19 protein-coding genes and 1 pseudogene are annotated in these 25,589 nt (G+C 68.5%); 8 read left to right on the top strand and 12 right to left on the bottom strand.

The window, feature by feature from the left end; all coding sequences use genetic code 11:
- Nucleotides 1-763 precede the first annotated feature (763 nt).
- From ACQVFL_RS02070 to ACQVFL_RS02050, 5 genes are all read left to right on the top strand, one after another.
- Entirely contained in the window at nucleotides 764-2,233 is a 1,470-nt protein-coding gene (locus ACQVFL_RS02070) for a PD-(D/E)XK nuclease family protein (RefSeq protein ID WP_431728462.1), read from the top strand.
- Complete coding sequence (locus ACQVFL_RS02065; protein ID WP_431728461.1) at nucleotides 2,205-3,362, top strand: hypothetical protein; 1,158 nt, start codon at nucleotides 2,205-2,207, stop codon at nucleotides 3,360-3,362. The genes ACQVFL_RS02070 and ACQVFL_RS02065 overlap by 29 nt, the downstream gene beginning before the upstream one ends.
- On the top strand, nucleotides 3,355-6,870 hold the full coding sequence (locus ACQVFL_RS02060) for a signal recognition particle (RefSeq protein WP_431728460.1): 3,516 nt from the start codon (nucleotides 3,355-3,357) through the stop codon (nucleotides 6,868-6,870). The genes ACQVFL_RS02065 and ACQVFL_RS02060 overlap by 8 nt, the downstream gene beginning before the upstream one ends.
- Nucleotides 6,871-6,905: 35 nt before the next feature.
- Nucleotides 6,906-9,788 carry a pPIWI_RE module domain-containing protein gene (locus tag ACQVFL_RS02055; RefSeq protein ID WP_431728459.1) on the top strand — a complete coding sequence of 961 codons (2,883 nt, stop codon included), beginning with the start codon at nucleotides 6,906-6,908 and terminating at the stop codon, nucleotides 9,786-9,788.
- 230 nt (nucleotides 9,789-10,018) lie between these two features.
- The gene (locus ACQVFL_RS02050; RefSeq protein ID WP_431729762.1) at nucleotides 10,019-11,071 is read left to right on the top strand and encodes an IS630 family transposase; all 1,053 of its coding nucleotides are present in this window, start codon (nucleotides 10,019-10,021) and stop codon (nucleotides 11,069-11,071) included.
- Nucleotides 11,072-11,132: 61 nt separating this feature from the next.
- Here the strand turns inward: ACQVFL_RS02050 and ACQVFL_RS02045 are convergent, their stop codons facing one another.
- Both ACQVFL_RS02045 and ACQVFL_RS02040 read right to left on the bottom strand, forming a co-directional pair.
- Nucleotides 11,133-11,768 carry an HNH endonuclease signature motif containing protein gene (locus tag ACQVFL_RS02045; RefSeq protein ID WP_431729761.1) on the bottom strand — a complete coding sequence of 212 codons (636 nt, stop codon included), beginning with the start codon at nucleotides 11,766-11,768 and terminating at the stop codon, nucleotides 11,133-11,135.
- Between the two features lie 482 nt (nucleotides 11,769-12,250).
- Nucleotides 12,251-12,867: pseudogene (locus ACQVFL_RS02040) on the bottom strand (transposase); the annotation flags it as partial.
- A 223-nt stretch (nucleotides 12,868-13,090) separates the two neighbouring features.
- Between ACQVFL_RS02040 and ACQVFL_RS02035 the strand changes: the two are divergent.
- Entirely contained in the window at nucleotides 13,091-14,353 is a 1,263-nt protein-coding gene (locus ACQVFL_RS02035; protein WP_431729760.1) for an ATP-binding protein, read from the top strand.
- 285 nt (nucleotides 14,354-14,638) lie between these two features.
- Here the strand turns inward: ACQVFL_RS02035 and ACQVFL_RS02030 are convergent, their stop codons facing one another.
- The 4 genes from ACQVFL_RS02030 to ACQVFL_RS02015 all read right to left on the bottom strand — a co-directional run bounded on the left by ACQVFL_RS02030 (nucleotide 14,639) and on the right by ACQVFL_RS02015 (nucleotide 17,956).
- Nucleotides 14,639-15,175 (bottom strand): hypothetical protein, encoded by a 537-nt coding sequence (locus ACQVFL_RS02030; RefSeq protein WP_431728458.1) that lies wholly within the window; start codon nucleotides 15,173-15,175, stop codon nucleotides 14,639-14,641.
- A 104-nt stretch (nucleotides 15,176-15,279) separates the two neighbouring features.
- Nucleotides 15,280-15,858: a hypothetical protein gene (locus ACQVFL_RS02025; protein WP_396692257.1), complete on the bottom strand. Its 579-nt coding sequence runs from the start codon at nucleotides 15,856-15,858 to the stop codon at nucleotides 15,280-15,282.
- The gene (locus ACQVFL_RS02020) at nucleotides 15,855-17,192 is read right to left on the bottom strand and encodes a hypothetical protein (RefSeq protein ID WP_431728457.1); all 1,338 of its coding nucleotides are present in this window, start codon (nucleotides 17,190-17,192) and stop codon (nucleotides 15,855-15,857) included. Before ACQVFL_RS02020 ends, ACQVFL_RS02025 begins: the two co-directional genes overlap by 4 nt.
- Complete coding sequence (locus ACQVFL_RS02015) at nucleotides 17,189-17,956, bottom strand: ATP-binding cassette domain-containing protein (RefSeq protein ID WP_396692255.1); 768 nt, start codon at nucleotides 17,954-17,956, stop codon at nucleotides 17,189-17,191. Before ACQVFL_RS02015 ends, ACQVFL_RS02020 begins: the two co-directional genes overlap by 4 nt.
- A 146-nt stretch (nucleotides 17,957-18,102) precedes the next feature.
- Between ACQVFL_RS02015 and ACQVFL_RS02010 the strand changes: the two genes are divergently transcribed.
- Nucleotides 18,103-19,353 (top strand): sensor histidine kinase, encoded by a 1,251-nt coding sequence (locus ACQVFL_RS02010; RefSeq protein ID WP_431728456.1) that lies wholly within the window; start codon nucleotides 18,103-18,105, stop codon nucleotides 19,351-19,353.
- On the top strand, nucleotides 19,350-20,018 hold the full coding sequence (locus ACQVFL_RS02005; RefSeq protein WP_396692253.1) for a response regulator: 669 nt from the start codon (nucleotides 19,350-19,352) through the stop codon (nucleotides 20,016-20,018). The genes ACQVFL_RS02010 and ACQVFL_RS02005 overlap by 4 nt, the downstream gene beginning before the upstream one ends.
- A gap of 67 nt (nucleotides 20,019-20,085) precedes the next feature.
- Here the strand turns inward: ACQVFL_RS02005 and ACQVFL_RS02000 are convergent, their stop codons facing one another.
- From ACQVFL_RS02000 to ACQVFL_RS01975, 6 genes are read right to left on the bottom strand one after another with little or no spacing between them, the layout of a single operon-like run.
- Nucleotides 20,086-21,168, bottom strand: a complete 1,083-nt coding sequence (locus tag ACQVFL_RS02000; protein ID WP_431728455.1) for an alcohol dehydrogenase catalytic domain-containing protein — start codon at nucleotides 21,166-21,168, stop codon at nucleotides 20,086-20,088.
- The gene (locus tag ACQVFL_RS01995) at nucleotides 21,155-21,865 is read right to left on the bottom strand and encodes a GntR family transcriptional regulator (protein WP_431728454.1); all 711 of its coding nucleotides are present in this window, start codon (nucleotides 21,863-21,865) and stop codon (nucleotides 21,155-21,157) included. Before ACQVFL_RS01995 ends, ACQVFL_RS02000 begins: the two co-directional genes overlap by 14 nt.
- Nucleotides 21,862-22,782: a 2-deoxy-5-keto-D-gluconate 6-phosphate aldolase domain-containing protein gene (locus ACQVFL_RS01990; RefSeq protein ID WP_431728453.1), complete on the bottom strand. Its 921-nt coding sequence runs from the start codon at nucleotides 22,780-22,782 to the stop codon at nucleotides 21,862-21,864. Before ACQVFL_RS01990 ends, ACQVFL_RS01995 begins: the two co-directional genes overlap by 4 nt.
- Nucleotides 22,779-23,786 (bottom strand): alcohol dehydrogenase catalytic domain-containing protein, encoded by a 1,008-nt coding sequence (locus tag ACQVFL_RS01985; protein WP_431728452.1) that lies wholly within the window; start codon nucleotides 23,784-23,786, stop codon nucleotides 22,779-22,781. Before ACQVFL_RS01985 ends, ACQVFL_RS01990 begins: the two co-directional genes overlap by 4 nt.
- The gene (locus ACQVFL_RS01980) at nucleotides 23,783-24,634 is read right to left on the bottom strand and encodes a carbohydrate ABC transporter permease (protein WP_396692248.1); all 852 of its coding nucleotides are present in this window, start codon (nucleotides 24,632-24,634) and stop codon (nucleotides 23,783-23,785) included. Before ACQVFL_RS01980 ends, ACQVFL_RS01985 begins: the two co-directional genes overlap by 4 nt.
- Entirely contained in the window at nucleotides 24,631-25,587 is a 957-nt protein-coding gene (locus ACQVFL_RS01975; protein WP_396692247.1) for a carbohydrate ABC transporter permease, read from the bottom strand. The genes ACQVFL_RS01980 and ACQVFL_RS01975 overlap by 4 nt, the downstream gene beginning before the upstream one ends.
- Nucleotides 25,588-25,589 lie beyond the last annotated feature (2 nt).

The following is a 25,589-nucleotide window of genomic DNA, read 5'->3' as shown; positions in this document are numbered from 1 at the left end:
GGCGGTGATGGTCAGATTTCATGGGCGGTGGAGTACGCAGACGACTTCACCGAGGATCGCCGTCGGTCGCCAGGGATCATGAGGGACCGGGACTCGGCCACCCGGATCGCAGGGCTCCCACGTCTATTGCTGATCAAGCACGGCCCGGAACTGCCCGATGCTCCCGCCGCGCCGGACGATACAGAGCCGGTACGGCTGGAAGTGCGAGCGGCACACCGAATCAGGCGCACGTCGGCGCGTGAAGGCCTTGACGAGGAATTGCGCCCTCCGACCGGCTGCAACTCCACCGGTAGCTGAGTTGCGTGACGCGCTCGTAAGCCCAGCCGCGTCCTCGGCTTCCGGACATGCCGAGTTGTGCACCTGATCATGCCGATACGGACGCACTACGTCGGCGTTGCCGCGCAGTTAACCTGGTCTGCTAGCGTTCCAACGCGTCGTTATCAATAAGTCACGATTTGCGATCAAGCTTCAAGGTGCTGAGCTGTTCGGACACCCTCGTCCTGGGAGCGCGATGTCAGACAGGAAGCCGTTGCCCCTGGAACAACGCGGCACCCTTCCCCTCGTTCCCGGTCAGAGAACACCCGAGGACGCACCGCCTGCAGGAACCTGGACCGCGCCGCCTGAACTCGTCGGCAGCGCGTCGCCCATCCGTGTGGCATTGAGCGTCTTGGCTGGGGGAGACCATAGGTGCGCGATGCACCTTGCGGTGAAGTCGAGGCCAGGGCTTAAGCCCGCCGCTTGGCCGCGTCGAGACAAGCCGCCGGTGCCGGTGCGGCTGGTCATGGACGTGTTGGACGCTGTGGAGTTCGACCGCCGACCGGTTGACGAGGCGCTGAACTCGGTGCTGGCGAAGCAGCCGCTTCACGAAGGTCTCGCAGCCTTCATCAAGCATGCCGTGCGCAGCTACCTGTCGATCTGTGAGGCGGAAGCATCGATGTTGCCGGTCGCCCGCTGGTGGGTGGTCCAGCATGTCGATCAAGGTGTACGCGAGCTTTGGGCTTGGGGTCGGCGCTACCGCTCGGCCGATGGTGCGGTGCGTGAACTACGGCTGATTCGCCTCGCGAACATGCTAGAGCGACAGCGCAGCGAGGCCGAGGTGGCGGTCGCGGCCTACACGGCCGCATACGGCCGTCCCGCGCCGTGGCCGGATGACTGGGAGAAGAAGTTCTTTGTCCGGGCACGTGAAGAGGTGTCTCGCGTGGTGGTCGCCGACATCGACCTCACCGAAGGCTTGAGAAGAGTCCTGTTCGACGGAACCATCGAGGATGCCGCCGCTCTTTACGAGAAGCATGGACGCCGCGCTGCGGTTCAGGTCCTTCATGGCCAGACGCGCCGCCCAGGCGGCGATTGTCTCAAATGCCGTCTCGTGCTGGCCTGTGACGAGGTGATGCGAGCCCCGGGACTGCTGGGACTGCGGTCGGACCGGCGAGCGAAGCTGCGCCAGGTGTCGGTCACCGACTTACGCTATTACGACAATTGCCCGGCCCAGCATTACCTGCAGACGTTGCGTCTGCCGAAGGTCAACGAGTACACCACTCCGGCCCGGATCGGTCAGGCAGTTCATCGCTATTTGGAGACGCTGCACGCGAAAGCAAGCGGACCGTGCCAGCACGCGGACATGCCAGGTGACATCAGCTGGCCCGACCCGCGCTGGGAGCTCGACGCTGATGCAGCCGAGGCCGGCATGCGGATGCTCGCGCATCACCCGTCCGTGTGCCCTCTTGATGAGAGCACCTCAGACCTCAGGATCGAAGAGACCTTCGTCTTTCATGACACAGCTGCCCAGACGCTGGTGATCGCCAAGCCCGACCTCGTCTACCGCGACGACGGCGCCTGGGTGTGGCGCGAGACCAAGACCACCCGGCGCCGCCAGCGTGGTGGCGAGGATGTCGTCACAGAGTTCCCGCAGGTCGCACTCGCGACGGCCATCCTCGGGCGAGGCCTGCTCGGCGGACCCGTCGACGGTTCCCGAGTGGAGCTGGAGATTCTCCGGCCGGCCGGAGCGGATCTCATCATGGTCGACCCGTCAGATCCGCAGGAGCTCGATAAGGCGTACGCAGCCCTGCGGAAGATGGCGCAGCCGTGGCGCGAGGACAACACCTTCGCCGCGGCGCCAGGAGATAACTGTCGTACCTGTCCGGTAAGTAGGTGGTGTCCCAGCGCGGCGGAAACGGACCCGCCGCCGTTCTCTCAGGAGACCGCTCGTGGTGCTGACCGTGAACAGCCCGCCTGATCTGTCCACCTTTACCGGGGTGACGCTGCTGCGCATGGTCGCGACCGCTTTGGTCGACCTGTCGCGTCACGACAGGTCCCCGGACCCGATCTACTCGGACAAGGTGCAGAAGGCCTACAACCACCTGGTCCTGCAATGCCTGCTGCGCGAGATGGAGCCGCCGGCCAGCGTCGCAGGCATGGCGCGCTGGGCGGCGACCAGGCCGATCGGGCAATGGCCGTTTGACCTGCCGGCGGAAGCCGAGAACCTGGACGAGTTCCTGGTCGACGCGCAGACCGGGGTCCCCACCCAGCGATGCTACGAGTGGGAGGTCTCAGGTCCCGATGCCGCAGCCGAGCTCTTCGAAAACGAGATCATCCGTACGGTCTTCGCACAGTGCGAGACGGCACGATCGCCACAGTCCTACACCGCGTTCCGGCGTCTTTTGATCGACAAGCCGGTCCTGACCGGTATCGACAAGGCGACGCTGATCGGTGAGCATCCCGAGCTGGGCACCGTTTTGGAGACGGTGAACCGGTGCTACGAGCCGGCCCCGGCCGCCTACCGAGGCACCGACGGACGCTTCGCTACGTGCGCACGCTGCCACTGCCTGCTCAAACCCGATGGGCGGTCCTGGCGGTGCGAGCTGGACCGCTGCCGCCGCGAAGCCCACGCCACCCCGAAAGAGTTCATCGACGATCGCTCGACCGGCGGGTTGTATTTACTGCGAGCGCCGCTGCGTATGTTCATCACCGGCCCGGGGCTGGCCGAGGTCGAGCTGGAACAGAAGCTCATCGGCAAGGGCCTCGTCCCGGAGATGTGGCCGGGCTGCGACGCCTACGACCTGAGGATCACGCTACCGAACCGGCAGGTTTGGGCCATCGACGTGAAAGACCGCGCCAACCCGGCCCTGCTCGGGCACAGCGCCACCCGGTTCCGGCCGGAGCCGCCGTACAACCGGGCTTTCCTGGTGGTGCCGCAGTACCGGTTCGACGACCGCGAGGACTACAAGATCGTCTTCGAGCATTTCTGCCCGCCGGAGGTCAAGGAGCAGGTGACCCTGCTCAGCGACAAGGCGTTTCTCCGCATGTTGACAACCACCTTGACCCGGCTGCGTAAGAACGGCTCTGCGGGAGGCGACGATGCGTGATCGCAGTAGCTGGCACGGCGACCTCGCCGGCGAATTCCGTGGCGCGTGGAAGGCACCTGCCGGGTTCGGCATCGGTGACCTGCTCGACGTCGAGCTGGCAATCTACCTCGGCACGCGGGTCATGCCGACCCGGCCGGTGCGCGACATTTGGACCCTGCTCAGCGGCTACCCCTATGAGGAAGTGTTCGGCGACGTACGCACCAGCGAAGCGCGGCTGATGATCCGGCGGGCCCGGCATTTCCTGTGGGACCGCAGCCGCCGCTACACCTGGCACAACTCGCTGCACATGTATCTCGACGTCGACATCACGCTGCGCGGCTACACGTTCGCGACCATCGACGATCTACCCAAGGCGCTCGATCCCACGCGCGCGCACGACCGCAGGGAGATCTATGAACGGTTGCTGACCCAGCCGCCTCCTCTGGAGCGGCGCGAGCTGCCCATCGCCGGCGCCGGAGACCAGCTGTTCTACGTCCGCGACCAGCGCCACTCCGTGAACATCCCCGTCGAGCTGATCGGCCTCAAGCCCTGGAGCGGGCATGACATCGGGGCGGCGCCGGCAGGCAAAGGCGAGCCGATCACCGTCACCATGACCGAACTGGAAGCCGCAGCTGATGCTATGGACGGCCTGGAGGTCGCCGCCAACGCCGCGGATCTGGCGGAGAACCGCACGCCGCACAAGCCCAACGATTGGAAGAAGCGTCTACGGCGGGTCGAGTTGCTGCTGCGCGACGAAGCCGCCGGGGCGTTCCAGACCCATCCCCGGCTGCGCATCGACAGGCTGATGAACCTGGTTGGCATGGTCGGCGCCGGCAAGTCCACGATTCGCGACATTCTGGCCTTCCAGCTCGCCACCCGCGAGCGCCCGGCCGACCGACGCCGGACCACGATCGTCGTCGGTGACGTCGCCGAAGTGCTGACCATCACCGAGCAGTTTCGCCGCCTCGGTGTGCCCGCCGCGCCGATCCTGGGAAAGTCCACCCTCGAACGCAACATTCAGCGGTTGCACCGGCGCAGCGAGTCTGCCACACAAAGCATGCTGAATCATGACAACCCGGGTTTCGCGCACCTGTCGAGCGCCTGCCCGCTCGACGCCTTACGGGGGTTCGAGGCACGCCGGGCGCTGGCGATCACCGCTGCGCCATGCACCGGTTTGTACAACGCTGACGATGTCGAGAAGGCCGAAATCGAGCACGACGATCCCGACTCCGCCAGCACGGGGTTCCGGCGTCGCCGTAAGCCAGCCAGGCCGAAACGTCACGGATGCCCGTTGTGGACTGCGTGCCCGCGGCACAGCGCGGCCCGCGACCTGGTCGACGCGCAGATCTGGGTCGCCACGCCGGCATCGCTGGTGCACAGCCGTGTGCCCGACCATCTCAACGACGAGAATATGCGCTACCTGGAGCTGGCCTGCCGCCGCAGCGATCTGATCATCGTCGACGAGGCCGACCGGGTACAGATGCAGCTCGACACCGCGTTCGCGCCGGCGGCGACGCTGGTGGCCCGTGGTGCGGAGTCGTGGCTCGACGAGGTTGGCAAGCACAAGCTCACCGAGCTGGCCGCGCAGGGCCGGCTGCAGTTGTCGAGTGACGAGATCGACGATTGGAACAACGCGCTCAACACGGTCATCACGGCCACCGACCGGATCTACTCGATGCTGATCAACGACGAGCCGCTGCGGCGATGGATCACGCAGGACTACTTCAGCGCGATGACCTTGCACCAGTGGCTGATCAATGAGTGGTTTCCCGAGCTGCGCAGGCGCAACCGCGACGATGACGAGAATGCCGTGGCCCCCGACGAGGACAAACTTGCTTCCCAGCGGGCCGAGCTCCAGCGTGTCGACACCGTTCTCGGCAGTTTCCGCGACTCGCCGCTGACCCCGTTGCGCGGGCGTGGCCCCGAGGATACGACCACGGACCTGGTCAACGCGCTCGTGGCGATGGCGACGGAGTTGCTGCACGCCCCCCGTGGGGTATTCGTTCGCGAGTTCAGCCGTGAGCGGCTGAAGAAGTTGCTGCGCCAGTTGGTCCCGAACAACGCCTCCGTCGCCGGTGACCTTGACGCCAACCTGCACCGCTTCGAATTCACCCTCGTGCTGGCGGTCCTGCACGATCGTCTTGACCGCATGACCATTCTGTGGCCTCGCGTCGAAGCTGCGCTCAACCTGGACTCGACCTCCAACGTGCTGTCGCGCCGGCCGCCCAAGGACTACATGCCGGTGGTTCCCGAATCCCCCATGGGTAACGTGCTGGGCTTTCAGTTCCAGGCCGGCGACCGCAACGAGGACGGCGATCAGAGCGGTGAGCTGCGGTTCTTTCGCTGCAACGGTGTCGGCCGCGAGCTGCTGCTGGAGCTGGCCGACATCCCTGCCGTGGACAACCGGCCCGGCCCGCATGTGCTGTTGATGTCGGCCACCAGCTGGGCCGGCACCTCCAGCCGCTACCACCTGCACGCCCAGGTCGACGCCGTGCTGCGGCCCCACGAACACGAGGTCGTCGCCATCAAGAAGAGCACCTTTCGCAAGCTCTTCCTCTACCCACCCGGCGTCACCACCGCCCTGCGGCTGTCCGGCACTGACCCTCGGCAGCGTCCCGCTCAGCTCGAGCAGATGCTGCACCAACTGGCCGTACCTGACCGCAGCCTGACCGGCGCGACCTCGCTGCTGCAGCAGGAACTGGACGACATCGACGACCCACAACGCCGCCGGATTCTGTTGCTGGTCGGCAGCTACGCCGAGGCACACCGTGCCGGGCACTACCTCAACAACCTGCCGGAGTGGACCGGCAACGTCACGGTCCTGGTATCCGACGACACCGACCTCGACCACTCCTGGAGCAACCTGCCCGCCGACACCCGCCAGCTGCACCTTCGCCGCGGCGAGCTGGCCAAGTTCCCCGACATCGGCGGGCAGTTGCTGATCGCGCCGCTGCTGGCCGTCGAGCGCGGGCACAACATCGTGGTTCCCGGCGGTAAAGCTGCCATCGGCAGCGTGTACTTCCTCGCCCGCCCGCATCATCGCCCTGACGACATCTCCCTGGCCACCCAGGCGATCAACGACTGGGCGGTCCGCCAAGTCCGCGGCCCAGGCCGTCGCTTCACCCAGACCGCTCTGGCCGCCGGCAGCCCGGACGACGCCGGATTGCGCTTTCGGGCCGAAGCCGCCCGCAAATGGCACCGCTTCCTCACCCGCCGCCTGTCCTGGACCAGCCTGCCCCCCGATGAAAAGTCGGCCTTCACCTGGGACCAGCTCGTGGTCATCTGGCAGGTCATTGGACGACTCGTGCGCGGAGGTGTCGCCGCCCGCGTCTACTTCGTCGACGGAGCCTTCTCACCCCGCGAGGCCGGCTTCACCGGAGACGACACCCCAGCGACCAGCCTGCTCGCCAGCATGCTGCACGAACTCGCTCCCTATTTCGACCCCGAGTCCGCGCAGACGGCGATCGACCGATCGCTGGTTCAAGCCCTCTACGACCCGCTCTACCGCGCCCTGCGCGACATGAACTGACCGCCCACGCTCGGACCGGTTCAGAAAGGCCCTCGATGCGCTACGACCGCACCCAGACCGCAGCCTTCGTGGCAGCAGGCGATCTCAAAATCCCGCTGCACACGCTTACCTTCCCCGTCTCCTGGCGCCGCCCCATCCTCGACCTGTACACCGCCGGTTGGCGCGAGGAATCACGCGCGCGTGCCCAGCAGGTGCCGATCGGGCGCCTCAACGCGCTGATGCGCACCGTCGCCCCCGATCTGGTATCCACCGCGACCCGGGCCAACCTCGACGAGGGGAACCCCTGGTTATTCGCGGCGAAGCCGTTCCCGCCGGCGATCATGCGGACCTTCATCAACGCCTGGCTTTATGACCTGCCCACCACCGACGACGGCAAAGCGCTCGTCCTTCCGACAATCACGAAACTCGGCTCCGGCACCTTGCAATGGACGCAGAAGATCGTCGACCTGCTCGCCCACGAGCTCTCCGATGGCAACACCGCCGTGCCGCAGCCTCACCTGTTCAGCCTGCTGCCTGACTACGCCGCAGCTAAAATCGCCGGCCAGTCCTACCAGCACGGCAGCAAATCCATACGGTTCCGGCAGGTCGCGGCCAATCCTGCCAACGGCTACGCCGAACTCGTCTCCTGGCCGCCGCTGGAACACCACACCGGCAAAGGCAGCAACATCCGGACCTGGTACTACAGCGCCACGATCAAGATCGCGCTGCGTACAAAGGCGTTCGACCCCACCCTGCGACTACACGTCGACACCGGCATCCGCCGCTGGACCAGCGGCGAGCTACACACCAAGGGCCGCTGGGGAGCTTCTACCCTCCTACAGTCGACCAGCCCCTTCGTAGCCGACGCACCGACATCGCAGAAATTCGCGGTCGCCCACCTGATCTGGGACCGAGACACCCGGGAAATGGGCTGGCGCAACGGCGGCACCGAACAGATCCTCAACCGGATCGGCGCCGTGGAAAATCTCCCGGCTGCCGAGCAGCTCGCCGGTAAGTCAGACGCCTGGATCTTCGGCCGAGATGGCGTCACCGCCGCCGTCACCTACCACACCACCATGCGCGGCCCCGACCACCAGGTCGGCACCGGCATCATGCCAGCCGAACGCAGCCGCCTCATCCGCTGGATCGGCCAGTGCCTGCAGCCCGACTTCGACCTCGACCAGCCCCTGACCCGCGTCCTCATCGGCGGCAAGGCGAGCCGACGCCTCAGCAAGCTCGAAAGCGTCCCCAAGGGCAAGAAGGACCAGACCGACGCCGAGCGCACCCAGCTCGTCGAAAGGCAGGAAGCCGCCCACGCCGCAAACGCTGAAATCTCGAAGGCGAACGCGCTCATCCGGCGCCAGCAACTGGCCGCCGCGGTCGACGGCCGGCTCTCCGTGGTCTTGCTCTACCAGGGCGACGGCAAGGGAATGCGGGACCGCCTGCTCGCTACCGTCGAACGACTACTTGATCTGCCCCATCAGCAACCCGTCAGCAACGACACCTGGACATGGGACGTCGGAAACCTCACCCTCACGATCTACGCCCGCCCCCTCGGCAGGCTCGGCGCAGCGCTCGGGCAGGGTTCCGTTCCCAGGCGCGGCCGGAAGCACGACGAAGCCGTCGCCACACGCCGAAAGCTGGTCGCTTCCGCCATGGAAGATCTGGCCGAAGAAGTCGGTGACACCCTGCAACTCGCCCTCATCGAGCTCGACGGTGCGAAAGCCTTCAACGCACGCACCACCGACCCGAAATTTGCGATCCGCATGGGCTGCGCCGACGCTGGCATGGTCAGCCAGTTCATCCGCCCCGACGAGTTCCCCGGCAAGGACCTCGACAAGGAAGAGGCCAGCAACCAGCACCGGGCCGAAGCCGCCTGGGACGACTGCCTACGTCAGCTCGGCGTCCGTTTCGTCCCGCAACATCGCCTCAAGAGTGCCATCCCCGACGACCTCGAGCAGCTCGCATTCTGGGTCGTCAAAAGGCGCAACGACGACACCAACACTCACCAGATCTTCATCCCGATCGCCATCCTGATCCGGCCCGGCCAAAAGCACATCATGGGCAAAGCCGAAGGCATGGCCGACTGGGTACCCTACCCGACCCTGCTCAAGACCCTGGCCGGCACGAACTACCACGCCAGCCCCGCCAAGGAAGACGAACAGAAGGAGCGGCTCGCCGCCTTTATCCGAAGCACCCTAACCCGGTTCCGAAACACGCAGACCCTCCTCGTGACTGAAGCCCACAACATCCGGTATCGGCTCACCACGGTGCAGAACGCTCATATGCTGCCCGACCACCTCCAGCTCGGCGAATTGCGACCCCAGAAAATCAGCCTCTTCGGCAAGAAGATGAGGCTGGTACGGATCTGCGGCAACGAACGCCTCGAAACCCCCGAGTCATGGGCTTTCGAGGGCGACAGCATCGGCATCTCCGACGGGCTGTGGCGACACGACGACGGGACCGGAAACACCGAGAAGACGCGCGTCTACTACAGCACGGTCGACAAGCCGGCTACCCACAGCTCCATCGTCATCGACTTGGCTAAACTTACGCCTCATTACAAGAAGAACCCGGCAAAGGCCGATGCTGCCGATCCCTCAGAGGGCCGTTCCCCCGACGACGGAAAGCTAGAAGGCGCGAGGAACTATCTTGACCCTTCTAAGAACGCCTGGAACGCTGAACTACTCGAGTTCGTCGTCGGCGCTCACCCCGAGGGTGAAGACCCTGCAACCTGGGCCGGGTTTCTGCACCAGCAACGCCACTGCTTTGACGACTACCGGGCAGCCCTCAGCAGGCCCCTGATCATGCACGTCGCACGACTCACCAACCAATACGCACTACCCGCCGACGGCACCCTCGAAGACGACGGCGACAACATCGATGATCAACCCGAACCCGAAGGCGATATTCAACTAGCCTTCGACTTCGAGTTCTAAAGCCCTCGGGAACGAACGGGGACACGGGCTGGGCACCTCACTCCGCACGAGGTGCCCAGCCGGGCCCAGGTACCGACGGCAATGCCCGGGAACTAGTGCCTCGTCTTTGAACGTTGATCGTGTAATCCGCTGGTTCTGAGGATCTGTCGGGCAGGCTGTCTCCCAGCACTCGTGGTGGGAGGTGATGGCCGGTGGGTAGACGGCCGGAGGTGTTTGTCCGGCAGGTGTCGATGGCCGAGGGCCAGCGGTTGCAGAAGATCACTCGGACGGCGAAGGATCCGGTGAAGCTGCGCAGGGCGATCGTGGTGCTGATGTCCGCCCAGGGGCAGCCGGCTCCCGATATCGCTCACCTGCTCAAGGCCAGCGAGGACTACGTGCGGGACGTGATCCACGCGTTCAACGAGCGGGGGTTCGACGCCTTGTCCCCAAAATGGAGCGGGGGCGCACCGAGACGGATCGATGAACAGAGCAGAGACTGGATCTGCGTCATCGCCCGGTGCGACCCCCGCTTCCTCGGCCAGCCGTTCTCCTGCTGGTCCCTTGCAAAGCTGCGCGACTACCTCATTGCCGCTGGTCACGTCACGACGATCAGCGTCGAGACCGTCCGACGGATTCTGCACGAACGCGGGATTTCGTGGCAGGCCACCAAGACGTGGAAGGCCAGCACCGACCCCGACTTCACCACGAAGATGCGCCGCATCCTGGACCTCTACGACCACCCACCAACTGATGGGCGGGTGCTGTGCGTCGATGAGTTCGGACCGCTGAACCTGCAACCCCGCCCCGGCCGCGCCTGGCGACCCCAGGGTCAGCCGGTGCGACTACGGGCCACCTACAACCGCGACCAGGGCGTACGCCACATGATCGCCGCCCTGGACCTGACCACCGGCCGGCTGCACTACCGCATCCGCGACCGCAAACGCTGGCGAGAGTTCCTGGCCTTCCTCAAGGCCCTGCGCCGCCGCTGGCCCGACCAGCGTCTCTACCTGATCCTGGACAACTTCTCCCCGCACAAGCACCCCGAGGTCCGCACCTGGTGCGCCGACAACCGCGTCGACCTGGTGTTCCTGCCGACGTATGCGTCGTGGCTGAACTGGATAGAAGCCGAGTTCGCCGCCGTCAGGTACTTCGCCCTCAACGGCACCGACCACCGCACCCACGCCGAACAAGACACCGCGATCGGCGACTACATCCGCTGGCGCAACCAACGAGCCAGACCGAAAACCGCATTCGCCACCGGCTCCAAGATCCGCCACCCGGATTACCCGTTCAAGGCTGCATGACGAGGCACTAGCACTAATGAATTATCGAATGAGGCGCTTTTGGGCTGCCGCACGTCGCGGATCAGTAACGCTTCCCGGTGCCACCCAGCCTGATGCCGTATCCGTTTGCCAGGCCATCCAATTCGTCGGCCATCATTCCGATATCGTCGGCCAGGACAAGAAGGAGTTCCTCATCGGCTTCCGGCAGGTCCTCGGCGTGGCGATCAGCTCCTGGGTGCGTGCTTGGCCACAGGCCATCAACAACATCGTTCGCCCACACCAAGGCGGTGCCGTAAACCAACTCCGCTTTTCGCGCGGTTTCGCGTTTACATGTGACGACGAAACAAATGAGTGCCCGCTTTGCTTCGGCAGCTTCGGCCGTACATTCTTGTACGAGCGCCCGTCTCGTCTGCTCGTCACGCTCGCCGGCGACGTCGAAGAGTTCGACTCTGGTGATAAAACCGCACCAAGAGCTCAACTGCCGCCTAAAATCAAGATAGGCTGCGAGCCGATTTGCACCCAACAGAGTCGCTACATTCTCATCCCACTTCAACGACGCCTTATAGATCAGCATCGCCTTGCGGTCGATGTCTTCCCCGTCAAAGCGCCGGTGACAAGTCGGGCACAGGGCAATCAAGTTCTCGAAACGGTGTTCCCGAACGATGCTCCACGGGACGATATGCGCTAAGTCGACTGGCACGGAGCGGCATGTCGGAATTGCGCATTCGGTGGCCGGCTTCGACCAAGACGCTACGTTCGAGATCGTTCGGTATTGCAGGCCGGCCGTCGGGCATCGACCTACACTATCGCAGCGAGCTCACCTAGCCCGCTAACCGTGTCGCAGGTGTGACGGGATGGGCCGTGTGGCCAGCATGGCCCGCGCATACTTCTGGCGCGTGTTGCCGCCGGACGACCGTTAATCTGCCGCGAACCCCTCGCTACGGAGCGACGGTCCCCGCCTTACTGATCTTCAACAAGGGACCACAGCAGCATTCCCCTGCGACCGGCACGCAAGAGATTGAATAAAGAAATCGCAGGTGAGCACCCTGGAGGCACCAGGGGAGCAGGGTGTTAGGAAACCGATGCTCTATCCCCTGAGCTACGAGGGCCGGACGATCAACGCCGCTCGGCGGCGGCTGTCAGCGTACCGCAGGAAGCTCCCGGGGTGATCAGCGCTGGCACCGCCACCAGCGGGAGTCCCTACGCGAGTTCGCACGGCGCCACCTCTGCTGATCTTGACTGTTGGGCTGGTAGGGGTTCTCGTCGCGGATGCAGGCCCAGAGGATGTTGAGGCGTCGTCTGGACAGGGCTGCGGTGGCTTGACGGTGGGTTTTCCCTTCGGCTCGTTTCTTGTCGTAGTAGGCGCGTGATCGTGGGCAGTGGGTCAAGGCGGTGAAGCTGGACATGCGGAACACCCGGCGTAGACCTCGGTGGTATCGGTGCGGCCGGATCTGATGACCTTGCCGGCGTCCGGAGTCGCGGGAGATCGGGGCGAGCCCGGCGTGGGCGGCGAGCGCTGCGGCGCTGGGGTAGGTGGTGAGGGTGCCGGCGTGGGCGAGGAACTCGGCGGCGAGGGTGGTGCCGATGCCGGGCAGGCTGGTGACGATCTCTCCCAGTTCGTGCTCGGCGACCACCGCGGTGATGGTTTTCTCGATGGCGACGATGCTGTCGTTGACCGCTTCCAGATCGGTCGCCATCTGCGCCACGATCCCGGCCGCAGTGGCCTCCCCCGCGACGGCGACGGTCTGCGTCCGCGCGGCAGTGAGCACTTTGACGGTCAGCGCCTTGGCGGCCCGCACGCCGTGCTGGCGCAGGTACCTCTGGCTGCCGCCCCAGCCCGCCAGCGCTGGGAGGACGCCTTCCCCCGAACTCGCCGCCACCCGCAGCAACGCGGCATAGCGGTGGACCCCTTCCACGAACCGGCTCGCCCGCGTGGCCCGCAGATCGAACACCAAATGACCGCGTACCGAACACACATTGTGCCGCAGATCGAAAGCCAAGGTCCCCGCAGATCAAAAATGCGGGCGTTACGATGACGCCGTGCCCACACCGCACCTAATCCCCCGCCGCGCCGCCGCGCAGGTCAATGCTGCTCTGGCGGACACCCGCGTTGTCCTGATCAGCGGAGCACGCCAAGCAGGCAAGAGCACCCTGGTTCGCCTCGTTGCCGGCGATCGTCTAGCCGAGCGCCGCGATCTTGATCGGGCTCAGGACCGGGCGGCGGCGATCGCCGATCCGGTCGGGTTCGTGGACTCCTCCGAACTCCTGGTCGTCGACGAGATCCAGCGCGCTCCGGAACTACTACTGGCCATCAAGGCAGCAGTCGACGAGGACCCTCGTCCGGGCCGGTATCTGCTCACCGGATCGTCACGGTTGTTCGGCATGGTGGCCGCCCCGGACGCGTTGCCCGGCCGGATGGAGACCGTGGAACTCTGGCCGTTCTCCCAAGGAGAACTCGACGCTGAGCCGGACGGATTCATCGACGCCGTCTTCACCCTCGGTCCTGACCTGCGACACGAGTCGGAGGTGACCCGCGCCGACTATGCGGCCAGGATAGTGCGCGGCGGCCTACCCGAGGCCACCACCCGTACCGACCCGCGCCGCCGCCAACGGTTCCTCGACGCCTACGTCCAGGCGCTCATCGACCGCGATGTCCGACAGTTGTCCGACATCCAGCACAAGGGCGAGCTACGCAAACTGGTACGCCTGCTTGCGGCCAGGTCCGCGACCATCATCGCCGCCAATTCCCTCGAATCCTCCCTCGGGCTCAGTCGACCGACGATCGCCCGCTACCTCCAGGCCCTGGAAGAGATCTTCCTGATCAAGCGGATCCCGGGCTGGTCCCGCAATCTGGGCACCCGGACCACCGCCGCATCGAAACTGATCTTCGTCGACTCGGGCATCGCCGCCAACGAGATCGCGACTGACGCCCGGGCACTGCTCCGGCCGGGCGCACCGTTCGGCCCGTTGCTCGAATCATTTGTCCTGTCCGAGTTGTCCCGGCAGCTCACCTGGTCCGAGCAGTTCGTCGATCTGTCCCACTACCGGGACCAGAGCAGGTACGAAGTCGACGCGGTGCTCGAGAACCGAGCTGGTCAGGTGGTCGGGATCGAAGTCAAAGCAGCCACCACCGTCGGCCCCGACGACTTCCGCGGGCTACGCCGGCTCGCCGAGCGCCTCGGCAATGACTTCGTCGCCGGCATCGTCCTCTACACCGGAACCTCCACGCTGCCGTTCGGCGACAGACTCCGCGCCATGCCGGTCAGTGCCCTGTGGCAGGCTCCCGCCCCGACAGCAGACTGAACTCGCCCGCAGGTCGCTCCTCAGCCGGCCAGGGTCACAGAGGACCGAAAGGGCGTGGTCTGCTGATCTTCAGCAAGCGATCGCAACTGGACCGCGCAGCGACCGGCACACGAGGCCAAGAACCGCAGGTCATCGACCTACGGACAGCGGCGGAGCGTCGGGGTTAGGAAAACCGATGCTCTATCCCCTGAGCTACGAGGGCCGGACGATCGACGCCGCTCGGCGGCCGGTTGGCGTCGGGAAGTCGAGACGGGCCGACGGGGACCACCGCCGCAGGGTGCGTCCTCAATCAGTGCTGCCTCGATGGTGATGATGCGCGGTCGCCAGCCGCTGCCGGCTGCGGCGCAGGTCCTGGACGAGCCGTGGCGACCGTCCCCGAGTCACCTGTGAGAACCAGGTGCGCGGTGGGTAGCTCAGCCTCACCACGAAGTAGTTCACATACTCGAGCACGCCGAACAGCCAGATTCCGACCACCAGGGCGCTTGTGGCGAGGGAGTCCGGGAACCAGACGAGCACCCCGACCAGACCGCCCGCGAGGACGGCAACGTCGACCACGCGAAACACGTGGTACGACGCCGCCAGTCCGCGCGGCATGTGGCCCGTCCCGATCCAGCGACGCGCGAGCAGCCAGTACGCCCCGCCTTGCGTCAGGATCAGCAGGAGCGGAACGAGCGCGGACCACAGAGCGCGTACATCCGTCGGGTCTGCTAATCGTGGTGTGAACCGCCATGCCACCACGGCGAAGACCACGACGGAGAGGAGCTCACCGCTGCCGAGACTCACATACCGCTGCCGCATCTTCTGGTGGTGCTGGGAGGACACCCGCCGAGTATGCGCTGCATCGCGAGCCCCCCGGCGAACAGCCCATCGATCGGCGGACGACGGGCGACGAGGCGACGGGCGACGAGGCGACGGGCGGAACAGGATCAGCTGACCGGGCTGATCCGGCGGGGGCCACGGATCACGTAGCCGGCCGCACCGGTGACCGCGAGGACCCCGGCGGTCGTCAGGGCGGCCACGCTGTCCGCCGGCTGGCCCGCCCAGGTGAGCAGGTGCAGCGCCATCGGCTCCGGTACGGCGGGGATGCCCGCCGAGACGCAGCCCGCCACGACCGGCAGCGTCCAGGCCAGCCGCCGACCGAACACCACCGCCGCCAGCGCGGCGAGCCCGACGAAACCGGCCGCGTCCCTGAGCACGATGCCGACCGGCGCCGTCGTCACGGCCGTCACCACAGCGGATCCGACCACGAGGATCGCCGCCAGGTGCACCGCGCGGCGCGGTACCCACCGGATCGCCGCGGTCGCGTCCAGGGTGCCGTCCGGCCCGCCCAGGCCGTACCCGAGGACACCCACGCCCAGCGCCAGGGCCAGCGCGGCGGTCGTCACGGCATGTCGTCCGTCGGCCTGTGCGGCGCCGATCCAGGCCAGCAGGCCCATGGCCGGCACCGCGCACAGCAATCCTCCCGGCACCTCACGGGAACGGAGGAACAGCAGCGCCGAGGTCACCGGCCGCCTCCGATGCCGAGGGCGGCAGCCTGGTCACCGCAGGTCAGGCCGGCAGCGCGTACGGCGGCGACCCGGCGGACCTGCTCGTCGTCGGGCAGCGCGGTGAACGTCGTCCACATCTCGTCCCGGACGGCCTGCTCGTCCCCGAAGACGATCTGGCCGGGCGCCGGATGAGCGCCGTGCAGCCAGGCGGCCGTCACGGACCGGGCACGCAGCGCGTCGAGGTAGGAGTCGTCGTCGGCGCGGACGCAGAGCGGCGTACCGGCCCCGGCCAGGATGCGGGCGGTCAACTCGGCGGGATCGTCGGTCGCGGTGAGGTTGCCGGTGTCCAGCCACGCCTCGGCGGCCGGCTGTGGACGGCCGAGTCCGGGTGCCGCCTCGTGGACCGAGGTCGGCGCGTCCGGCAGCTCGGCGAGCAGACGCAACGCCTCCCGGGCCGGTGCGACGAGCGCGGGCAACTCCCGGCTGTGGGCCGCGCTGACGCAGACCTTCGGCCCGTCGTCGGTGGTGCACACCTCGGCGACTGCGGCCGGGTCGATCGGGAAAGCCTCCTCCAGCGGCACGGTCAGCATCGGCGCGGCGAGTGCCAGCCCGAGTGCCGGCGGGGCGACGGCGAGCAGTCGTAGCACCGGGTTCCGCGCGAGGAACAGCACCAGTCCCCCGGCGGCCAACCCCCCGAACCACCCCGCCTGCCCCGCGCTCACCGAACCGGCGACCATCTCGAACTCGGAGATCGTGGTGGTGAAGAAGGGCAGCAGCAGGGCCGCCCCGGGGTCGGTGGCCTCGCTGGGCCTGGTCAGCTCGATCGCCGCGAGAAGTGCGGCCAGGCCGCCCACACCCAGGACCGCAGGGGTGTACGCGTACGGCAGCAGCCGGCCCACGCCGAGGCCGAGCCAGCCGGCGGCGACCAGGGCCAGTACGCCGACCAGTGTCACCGCCGGCCAGCCGGTGCCCGGGTGGCCGGCGGCGGCGGCGACCTTCGGTGCCCCGGCGGCCAGCACGAGAAGGTAGCCGGCCGCCAGGCAGGCTGCGGTGACCAGGGCGAACGGTCCCGTCCGCCGCCATCGGGAGACCGGGGTGGTGCCCAGCAGTTCCTCGATCCGGTTGCGCCGGTCCCGGCCCGCCTGCCAGGCACCGGCCGCCAGCGCCAGCGGCCAGAGGATCACCAGCATGATGCGCTGGAAGACGGCGAGGATGGTCCACTGCTGGTCCCAGAGGGCGGTCTGCCCGGTGAGCGCGAGCACATAGAGTCCCGCCACACCGAGCGCGGCGGTCGCGGCCCCCGCGAGAAGCGCGTCGGAGCGGCGTAGTTCGATCCCGACGATCCGGTTCACGGCGCCACCACCAGTCCGGCGCGGTGCCGCGTGATCAGCGCCGAGTACCCGCGTTCGATCGGGCTGTCCCCGGCGTCGTCGGGACCGCCGGCCGCCGCGATGTCGTCCGGCGTGCCATGGAACACGATCCGGCCGGCGTCGGCCAGCACCACGCTGGTGCAGGCGGCGGCCACGTCCTCGACGAGGTGCGTCGAGACGACGACACAGGAGCGTTCGCCGAGGTCACGCAGCAGTGCCCGGAAGTCGAGCCGCTGCTGCGGGTCGAGGCCCACGGTCGGCTCGTCGAGCAGCAGCAGCTCCGGTTCGTTCACGATCGCCTGCGCGATCCCGGCCCGGCGCAGCATGCCGCCGGAGAGCGCCTTCAGCCGGGAGTCCGCCCGGTCGGCCAGACCCACCCGCTCGACCGCGTTCCGCACGGCCCGGCGTCGCCTGCCGCGCGGCACGTCCTTGATCCACGCCATGTACTCGACGAACTCGGCCACCGTGAAGCGCGGGTAGTAGCCGAACTCCTGGGGTAGGTAGCCCAGGGCTCGCCGTACTGCGCGCAGGTCGGGCCGCCCCTCCATCGGCTGTCCCAGCAGACGGAGTCGACCGTGGTGCGGGGGCAGTACGGTCGCCAGCGCCCGGATCAGGGTGGTCTTGCCGGCGCCGTTCGGGCCGAGCAGCCCGTGGACGCCGGCGCCCAGATCCAGGTCGACGCCGTCGACGGCCACGTACCGGCCGGTCCTCACTCGCAGACCCTCGGCCTGCACTGTCGTTGCCACGATTTCCTCCGCTCGTCGTTCGGTGCGGGTTCGATCGTGCGACGGCGGGGCGGGGACGCACCTCAACCGTGTTACCGACCGGCGCTGCGGGGAGTCGGCCGAAAGAACTACGCCGACCGGACGCCGGTGTCGTACCGTGGCCTTCCGTGCTGGTCATCTTTCCGGGTCCTCGCAGGTCACAGCGGGTGACGGCGGGTCTGCTCGCTGTCGTGGCGGCGGCCCTCGTCGTCCTCGAAGGGCTCGACGGCCCCACCCTGCCCGCCACGCTCGGCCTGATCGTCAGCGGGCTGCTCGCGGTCGCCGTGGTGCTGCTGGCCGAGGCCCGCCCGATCGCACTCGCCGTCGCGGCGGCGGTGTCGCTCGCGGTCTCGATCACGTTCGGGCTCATCCCGACGCTGCGCCCGGAGCACACGTTCGGCGTCGTGGAACTCGCCGTGCTCTCGGTGGCGGTGATCCGCCTGGTCATGCAGCATCCGATCCGGCACGCGGCAGGTCCGGCCGCCCTGGCGATCCTCGCCATCGCCGTGCTGCCGTCCCGGGTCCTGCTGCATCCGGTCAACGCGGGGACCATGGCGCAGTACGGCGACCTGGTCGTCGTCGCGCTGACCGCCTGGGTGCTGTTCCTGGCGCTGCTCGGCCTCTACCTGCGCCTGCTGGAGCGCCGCCGGGTCGACCTCGACCGGCTGGCCCGACAGGCGGAACGCATGGACCACGCCCGCGACCTGCACGACTACGTCGCACACCACGTGACCGCGATCGTGGCGCAGACGCGCGCCATCCGATTCGTCACGAGTTCTGGTGCGGCGCCGTCCGCCGAGGACCTGGACGAGTTGCTGGCCGGTGTCGAACAGGCCGGCGGTCAGGCGCTCACCTCGATGCGTACGCTCGTCGGCCTCCTGCGCGACGAGACGGCCACGCCCGCGCCCGCCCACGGCACACTGGACGAGATGCTCACCGCGGTCACCGGCACCCTGCCCCCCGGACATCCCACGCCGACCGTCTCCGTCGACGAGGCGCTGGCGCACCGGTCCCTGCCCGACGCCACCCTCGACGCGGCACATCACACCGTGCTGGAAGCGCTGACCAACGTGCTGCGCCACACCACCGAGGTGACGCGGATCGACATCCGGATCCGGGCCGATCGGCCCGATCTCGCCGAGGTGTCGATCCGCAACGACGGAAAGCCCTCCGGGTCGCCGCTGCCGGCCGGCGGCTTCGGCCTGACCGGCCTCGGCGAGCGGGTACGGGCTGCGGGAGGCGAACTCTCGGCCGGGCCCGACGAGTCAGGATGGCAGGTCACCGCGACCCTGCCGATCGACGACCGCCCTCCGGGTGGTCGACGCCGGTTCCGTCCGCTCGGGCGCGGGGCCGGGGCCGCACCGAAGGACGACGCATGACCATCCGGCTCCTGCTCGCCGACGACCAGGACATGATCCGTACGGCGTTCCGCATGATCCTGACCACCCAGCCGGACATCGAGGTGGTGGCCGAGGCGGCGGACGGCGAGGCCGCCGTGGACCAGGCCCGCCGACTCCGCCCCGACGTGTGCCTGCTCGACATCCGGATGCCGAAGCTCGACGGCCTCGAAGCGACCCGGCTGCTGGCCGGTCCGGCCGTCCGGGACCCGCTCAACGTCCTCATCGTCACCACCTTCGACCTCGACGAGTACGTCTACCGGGCGCTGCGCAACGGCGCGTGCGGCTTCCTGCTCAAGGACACCTCACCCAACCTGCTGGTGGAGGCGGTACGCGCCGCTGCCGCCGGGACCTCGCTGATCTCCCCGGCGGTGACCGTGCGGCTGCTGTCGCACCTGGCTCCCCGCCGGGTCGACGAACCCGGGACACCGGAGGCACCGCCCGTCGAGCCGCTCACCGAACGCGAACTCGCCGTGGTCCGGCTCGTGGCGCACGGGCACACCAACGACGAGATCGCCGGACGGCTCTTCGTGACGCTCTCGACGGTCAAGACACACCTGGCCAACGTGCAGCGCAAACTCGCCGCCCGCAACCGGGTCGAGATCGCCGCCTGGGCATGGCGCAACGGCGTCTGCTCCCCGCCCTGACCATGCCCACGTCCATCCCCTGACGTCGGTGCGGCGGATCGTCCGCACCGACCGGGCGAACGTCCGGTCAGCCGACCGCGCTGGTGGCGGCCTGCCGGCCGTACGGTGCGAGGAAGACCTTGTCGGCGGTGCCGGACCGCTGCTCGGCCAGGGCCGCCGGCAACTCGTCGAGCCCGAAGAAGGCCGGGGTCAGGCGCTCCAGCGGCAGTGCGGAGAGCAGCCCCACCGCCCGCTGGTGGGTGTACGGGTTGATCAACGCGCCGATGATCGTCAGCTCGCGGGAGAAGATCTCGTTCGGCCGGATGCCCGCCTCGTCCTCGGGGTGGGCGACTCCGAAGACCAGGATCCGCCCGCCCCGCGACGCCATCGCCATCGCGTCGCGCAGGATCCGCGACGACCCGACGGCGTCGACGACGTACGGGAATCCGAAGCCGCCGGTCAGCGCCCGGGCCGCCGCCTGCGTCCCCGGGTCGGTCGGGTCGAACGCCGCGTGCGCCCCCATCGCCAGGGCCAGCCTGCGCCGGTCCGCACGCGGGTCCATCGCCACCACCGGGGCGCAGCCGGCGGACCGGGCCAGCGCCACCATCATCGCCCCGGCCGGACCGGCGCCGTAGACCAGCGCCGGTAGGCCGGAGACCGGCGCCAGCCGGTCCATCCCGTGTACGCAGCAGGCCAGCGGCTCGGTCAGCGCCCCGATCCAGGGCAGCGTCCCCGCCGGCAGCCGGTAGGCGATGCGCGCCGGCACGATCTGCCGTCGGGTCATCCCGCCGTCCAGTCGTACCCCGTAGCCGCGCCGGTGGTCGCAGAGGTGCTCCTGGCCGAGTCGGCAGTACGCGCAGGCGGTGCAGTAGCGGTGCGGCTCGACGGTCACCAGGTCACCGACGTCGAGCCCGTCGACGTCGGCCCCGACCTCGGTGACCCGACCGCAGACCTCGTGCCCGAGCACGACCGGCCGGGCGGCGGGGAAGGAGCCCGCCACGATGTGACCGTCGGTGCCGCAGACCCCGACCGCCAGCGGGGCGAGCGCCACCTCGTCCGGCAGCAGGTCACGGGCGGGCACCCGATCCAGCCGGACGTCACCCGGACCGTGGAACCGCACCGCCGTCGTGCTGCCGCGACCGGTCGTCGACACGGTGTCAGAGACTGTCATGCAACAGCTCCTTGAGCCGGCGGATGTGCGCCAACGCGGCCTCGGCCGCGCCGTCCGCGTCACCGGCGCAGATCGCCTCGAAGATCGCCTGGTGCTCGTCGACGGCGAGCAGCATGCCGCCCTGGACGCTGGTGGACCGCATCGCCATCCGGACCCGGCCCTGCACCCCGTCGAGCATCTGGGCGAGCACCGGGCTCTGGGCCGCCAGCCGGATCTCCCGGTGGAACGCCGCGTCCAGTTCCAGGTGCTGGGCCAGGTCGCCGGCCTCGGCGGCAGCCCGGTGCGCGGTCAACAGACCGAGCAGCGTACGCCGCAGTGCCGGGGTGTACCGCTCGGCGGCGAGCCGGGCGGCTGCCCACTCCAGCGCCTCCCGCGCCTCGTAGAGGCTGACCAACTCGGCCCCGCCGATCCGGGCCACGACCGCGCCCCGGTTCATGGTCTCGCTGGCGAGGCCTTCCTGGACCAGCCGGACGACGGCATCGCGCACCGGGCTGCGGCTGACCGAGAACTCCTCGGCCAACGCCGGAACGCTGAGCCGGGTCCCGGGCCGCAGCTCACCGGAGATGATCCGGTCACGGACCGTCCGATAGATGACCTCCCCGGCCCGCACCGCCTCCTCGGCAGGCGGTCGGGCCGAGGTCTCGGCGGCGGTGCGCTGCTGCGGAGGGATCGACGTGGACGGCACAGGTGACCTCACTCGGTGAACGTCCCGGCCGACCCGGTGCCGGCCGCGGCGGTGGACGCGGCGGCCAGGAAACCCGTGGCGAACCGGTGGTATGTCGCCGCCACCGCGGCGACGGCGTCCGGGCGGGCGACCGCGCCGGAGAGCAGTCCGCGCAGCGCGTCCCACCAGATGCTACGGCCGATGGCGAAGCCGGTGAAGCCGCCGGCCGCCGCCTCGCGCAGCCACCCGTCCACCGTCTCCACCGGAGCGTTGGCGCCCAACAGGATGCACTCGCCGCGGGTGGCGGCGGCCAGGTCGGCGGCGGCCCGGTAGTGGCCGACCTCGGCGAGATGCTCCAACTTCCACACGTCGACCGGGAACGCCTGCGACAGTTCCGTCATCCCGCGCAGGATCAGCTCGGGGCGCAGCTTGCGGTCGAAGGCGGCGGTGTCGCCGTCGACTGCGGCGAGCTGTCCGGGCGTCGGCGGCACCAGGAGTTCGACCAGGAACCGGCCGCCCGCGTCGCGTACCGCCGTGGCCACCTCGGCCAGCCGGTCCCGCTGCACGGCGTTGCCCTCGCGGTCGCCGTCCACGTTGTAGCGGATCAGCACCTTCGGCAGCGTCGGCGTGTGGTGACGCAGGAACCCGGGCAGGTCCGCCGGCTCGGTCTCGTAGACGTCGAGGCCACCGCGCTCCAACGGCATGCTCAGTGCGACCCGGTGGGCGTGGGCCCGTTCCGGCACGCCCGGCCCGAGCAGGTCGTCGACCAGCACCGCAGCGTGTTCCCGCAGCTCGGGCGCAGCGGCCAGGGCGGCGAGCAGTCCGTCGAGGACCATGTGCTTGCCGTCGGCGATGGCGGCCCGCTCGGTGACGGCGGCCGTGCCGGTGTGCCCGTAGAGGGCCTTGGTCAACCAGGGGCGCTGGTCCATGGCGAGGATCAGCAGACTCATCGGGCTTCCTCCGTGACGATGCAGGGCTTGACGTAGTCACCGGCGACGAACCGGGCGAACGCTCCGGGCAGCTCGGCGAGGGGCAGCGGGTGGGTCAGGGTGTCGCGCAGGGTGCCGCCGACCGCCCGCAGCAGCGCCCAGTTCTCCTCGACCTCGCTGGTCGGGAAGTAGAACGAGCGCACCGTGAAGCAGTCCGTGCGCCGCCAGCGCGGTGTCGCCGGCATGGTGTACGGCTCGTTCGACTCGCCGAGCGCCACCACCGTCCCGCCGGGGGTGACCACCCGCTGGGCGGTCTCCCGGGCCGCAGCCGCCCCGGACACCTCGACCACCAGGTCGTACTGGTTCTCCCGGGTCAATGCCTCGGCGGTGGTGGGGACGGCACCGAGCCGCTCGGCGGTGGCCGACCGGCCGGGGTGCGGGTCGTACGCGTGCACCTCGCCGACGCCCAGCAGCGGTGCCACGGCCACCACACCCAGTCCCAGCGGACCGGCGCCCACCACCAGCGCCCGGTCGACGTCGCCGACCCGGGTACGCCGCGCCAACCGCAACGCGTGCGCGGCGGTGCCGACGGTGTCCAGACCGAGCACGGCGACGTCCAACGCGACGTCGTCGGGGACCGGCAGCACGCACCGGGCCGGCACGTCCACGTGCTCGGCGAACCCGCCGTCGCGTTGCCACCCGATCAGCTCCCCCAGGGCCAGGCACTGGTTGGTCATCCCGGCCCGGCAGCGGACGCACTCGCCGCAGTAGACGGGGATGTAGACGATGGCCCGGGTGCCGCTCGGCACGTCCACGCCCTCGCCCACCTCGACGACCGTGCCACCGATCTCGTGGCCGGGCACCACCGGCGAACCCGCGGCGAGCAGCCGCTTGTCCGACCCGCAGAGCGCGCAGACGTCGACCCGCAGCCGCACCTCGCCCGGTGCCACCGGGCCGAGCGACACCTGCTCGAAGTCGATCCGCCCGTCGCCGGTGAACCGGGCCCGGGAACTGGTCGTGCTCACTTGACCGCACCTCCGGTGATGCCCCGGACCAGCCAGCGCTGCGCGAAGATGGTGAGCAGCAGCGCGGGGGCCGAGATCAGTGTGCTGGCGGCCATCAGGCCACCGAAGTCGTTCGATCCCTGGCCGATGAAGTTGAACGCGATGACGGTCAGCGGCAGCGTCTCGTTGTTCGCCAGGGCGAGCGCGAACAGGAAGTAGTTCCAGGAGAAGACGAAGCTGAGCGTCAGTGCCACCGACAGCCCCGGCAGGGCCAGCGGCAGGGCGATCCGGGTGAACCGCTGCCAGGCGTTCGCGCCGTCGATCAGCGTCGACTCCTCGATGCTGATCGGGATCTCCTCGAAGAAGGGGATCAGCAGCCAGATGCAGAGCGGCATCGTGATGATCAGGTGCGCGACGATCAGCAGCCCGTAGTTCAGCATGGTGTTCGAGGGCGCGTCGATGCGTACCGACAGGACGAAGAGCGGCAACACGAACAGCACGCCGGGGGCCATCCGGGCCAGCAGGGTGAGGAATCCCAGACCGGGCAGGTTGCGGCGGACCACGACGTACGCCGCGGGCACCCCCAGCAGCAGGCCGAGCAGGGTCGAGCCACCGGCGACGATAAAGCTGTTGACGATGTAGCGACCGAAGTCGAACCGCTCGAACAGGGCGGTGTAGTTCTCCAGGGTCAGCGCCGACGTCACGGCGAAGATCGAGCCGGTGATGTCGACGTTGCGCCGCAGCGAGGACCAGAGCATGAACAGCACCGGGCCGAAGAAGATAACGGTGAAGACGGCGTACGCCGCATAGACGCCGAGGCGACGGCGGCGGGGCTGACGGGCGGTGTCGGCGCTGGTCACGGTGCTCACTTCGCCTCCCGGGAACGCAGCCAGGTGAAGAGGCCGGCGATGCCGATCACCAGGACGAGCAGCGTGATCTGCAACGCCGCCGCGTAGCTGGGGGCCTGGTCGATGAAGGCGGCCCGGTAGCCGTAGACGTTCAGGGTGTTCGTCGAATTCACCGGACCCCCCTGGGTCATGATGTAGACGGTGTCGAAGAACCGGACCAGGTCCACGGTGCGCAGCAGGATCGCCACGGTCAGCACCGGGCGCAGCAGCGGCAGGCCGATGTGCCAGGCGGTCCGCCACGCGCTCGCCCCGTCGATCGCGGCGGCCTCGAACGGCTCCTCGGGCAGCGCCCGGATACCCGCCGAGATGATCAGCGCCATGAACGGCGTCCACTGCCAGATGTCGACCAGCGCGATGGACCACGGCGCGATGCTCGGGTCGCCGAGCCAGATCACCGGGTCGATGCCGACCGCGCCGAGGATCTGGTTGGCCGCGCCGAGCGTGGGATCCATGATCAGCAGCCACAGCAGACCGACCGCCACGCTCGCGGTGATCGCCGGGATGAGCATCATCCCCTGGAAGATCCGCCGGCCGGGCACGTCGAGGCTCATCACGTACCCGAGCACCAGGCCGAGCAGCGTCTCGACGAGGAGACAGACGACGAAGAGGAAGATCGTCACCCGCAGCGAGTTCCAGAACTCGGGGGTGGCCAGCATCTCCCGGTAGTTGCCGAAGCCGAGCAGACCGGCGTTGGTGCCGTCGGGCCGCCGATCGGTGATCGACAACCACAGGGTGTAGACGATCGGCACCAGCACCAGGGCGCCGGTGGCGAGCAGCGCCGGCAGGACGAACGGCATGATGCCCCGCGCGGTCGGATCGACCCGCCGTCGGCGGCGCTGCCGTGGTGCGGGGGGCGACGCCCCCCGCTCCGGCTTACCGGAGCGGGAGACGTCCGACGGACTCGTGGTGACCACTA

Origin of the sequence: Verrucosispora sp. TAA-831 (genome assembly GCF_050780145.1) — a bacterium.
Lineage (GTDB): Bacteria > Actinomycetota > Actinomycetes > Mycobacteriales > Micromonosporaceae > Micromonospora.
Note: the sequence above shows the minus strand (reverse complement) of the source record. Positions and strands in the feature narration are given on the sequence as shown.

Excerpts from the sequence above, each read along its gene's own strand:
- ACQVFL_RS02060 (WP_431728460.1), top strand. The coding sequence starts at position 3,355 with ATGCGTGATCGCAGTAGCTGGCACGGCGACCTCGCCGGCGAATTCCGT.
- ACQVFL_RS02055 (WP_431728459.1), top strand. The coding sequence starts at position 6,906 with ATGCGCTACGACCGCACCCAGACCGCAGCCTTCGTGGCAGCAGGCGAT.
- ACQVFL_RS02050 (WP_431729762.1), top strand. The coding sequence starts at position 10,019 with ATGGCCGAGGGCCAGCGGTTGCAGAAGATCACTCGGACGGCGAAGGAT.
- ACQVFL_RS02005 (WP_396692253.1), top strand. The coding sequence starts at position 19,350 with ATGACCATCCGGCTCCTGCTCGCCGACGACCAGGACATGATCCGTACG.
- ACQVFL_RS02000 (WP_431728455.1), bottom strand. The coding sequence starts at position 21,168 with ATGACAGTCTCTGACACCGTGTCGACGACCGGTCGCGGCAGCACGACG.
- ACQVFL_RS01990 (WP_431728453.1), bottom strand. The coding sequence starts at position 22,782 with ATGAGTCTGCTGATCCTCGCCATGGACCAGCGCCCCTGGTTGACCAAG.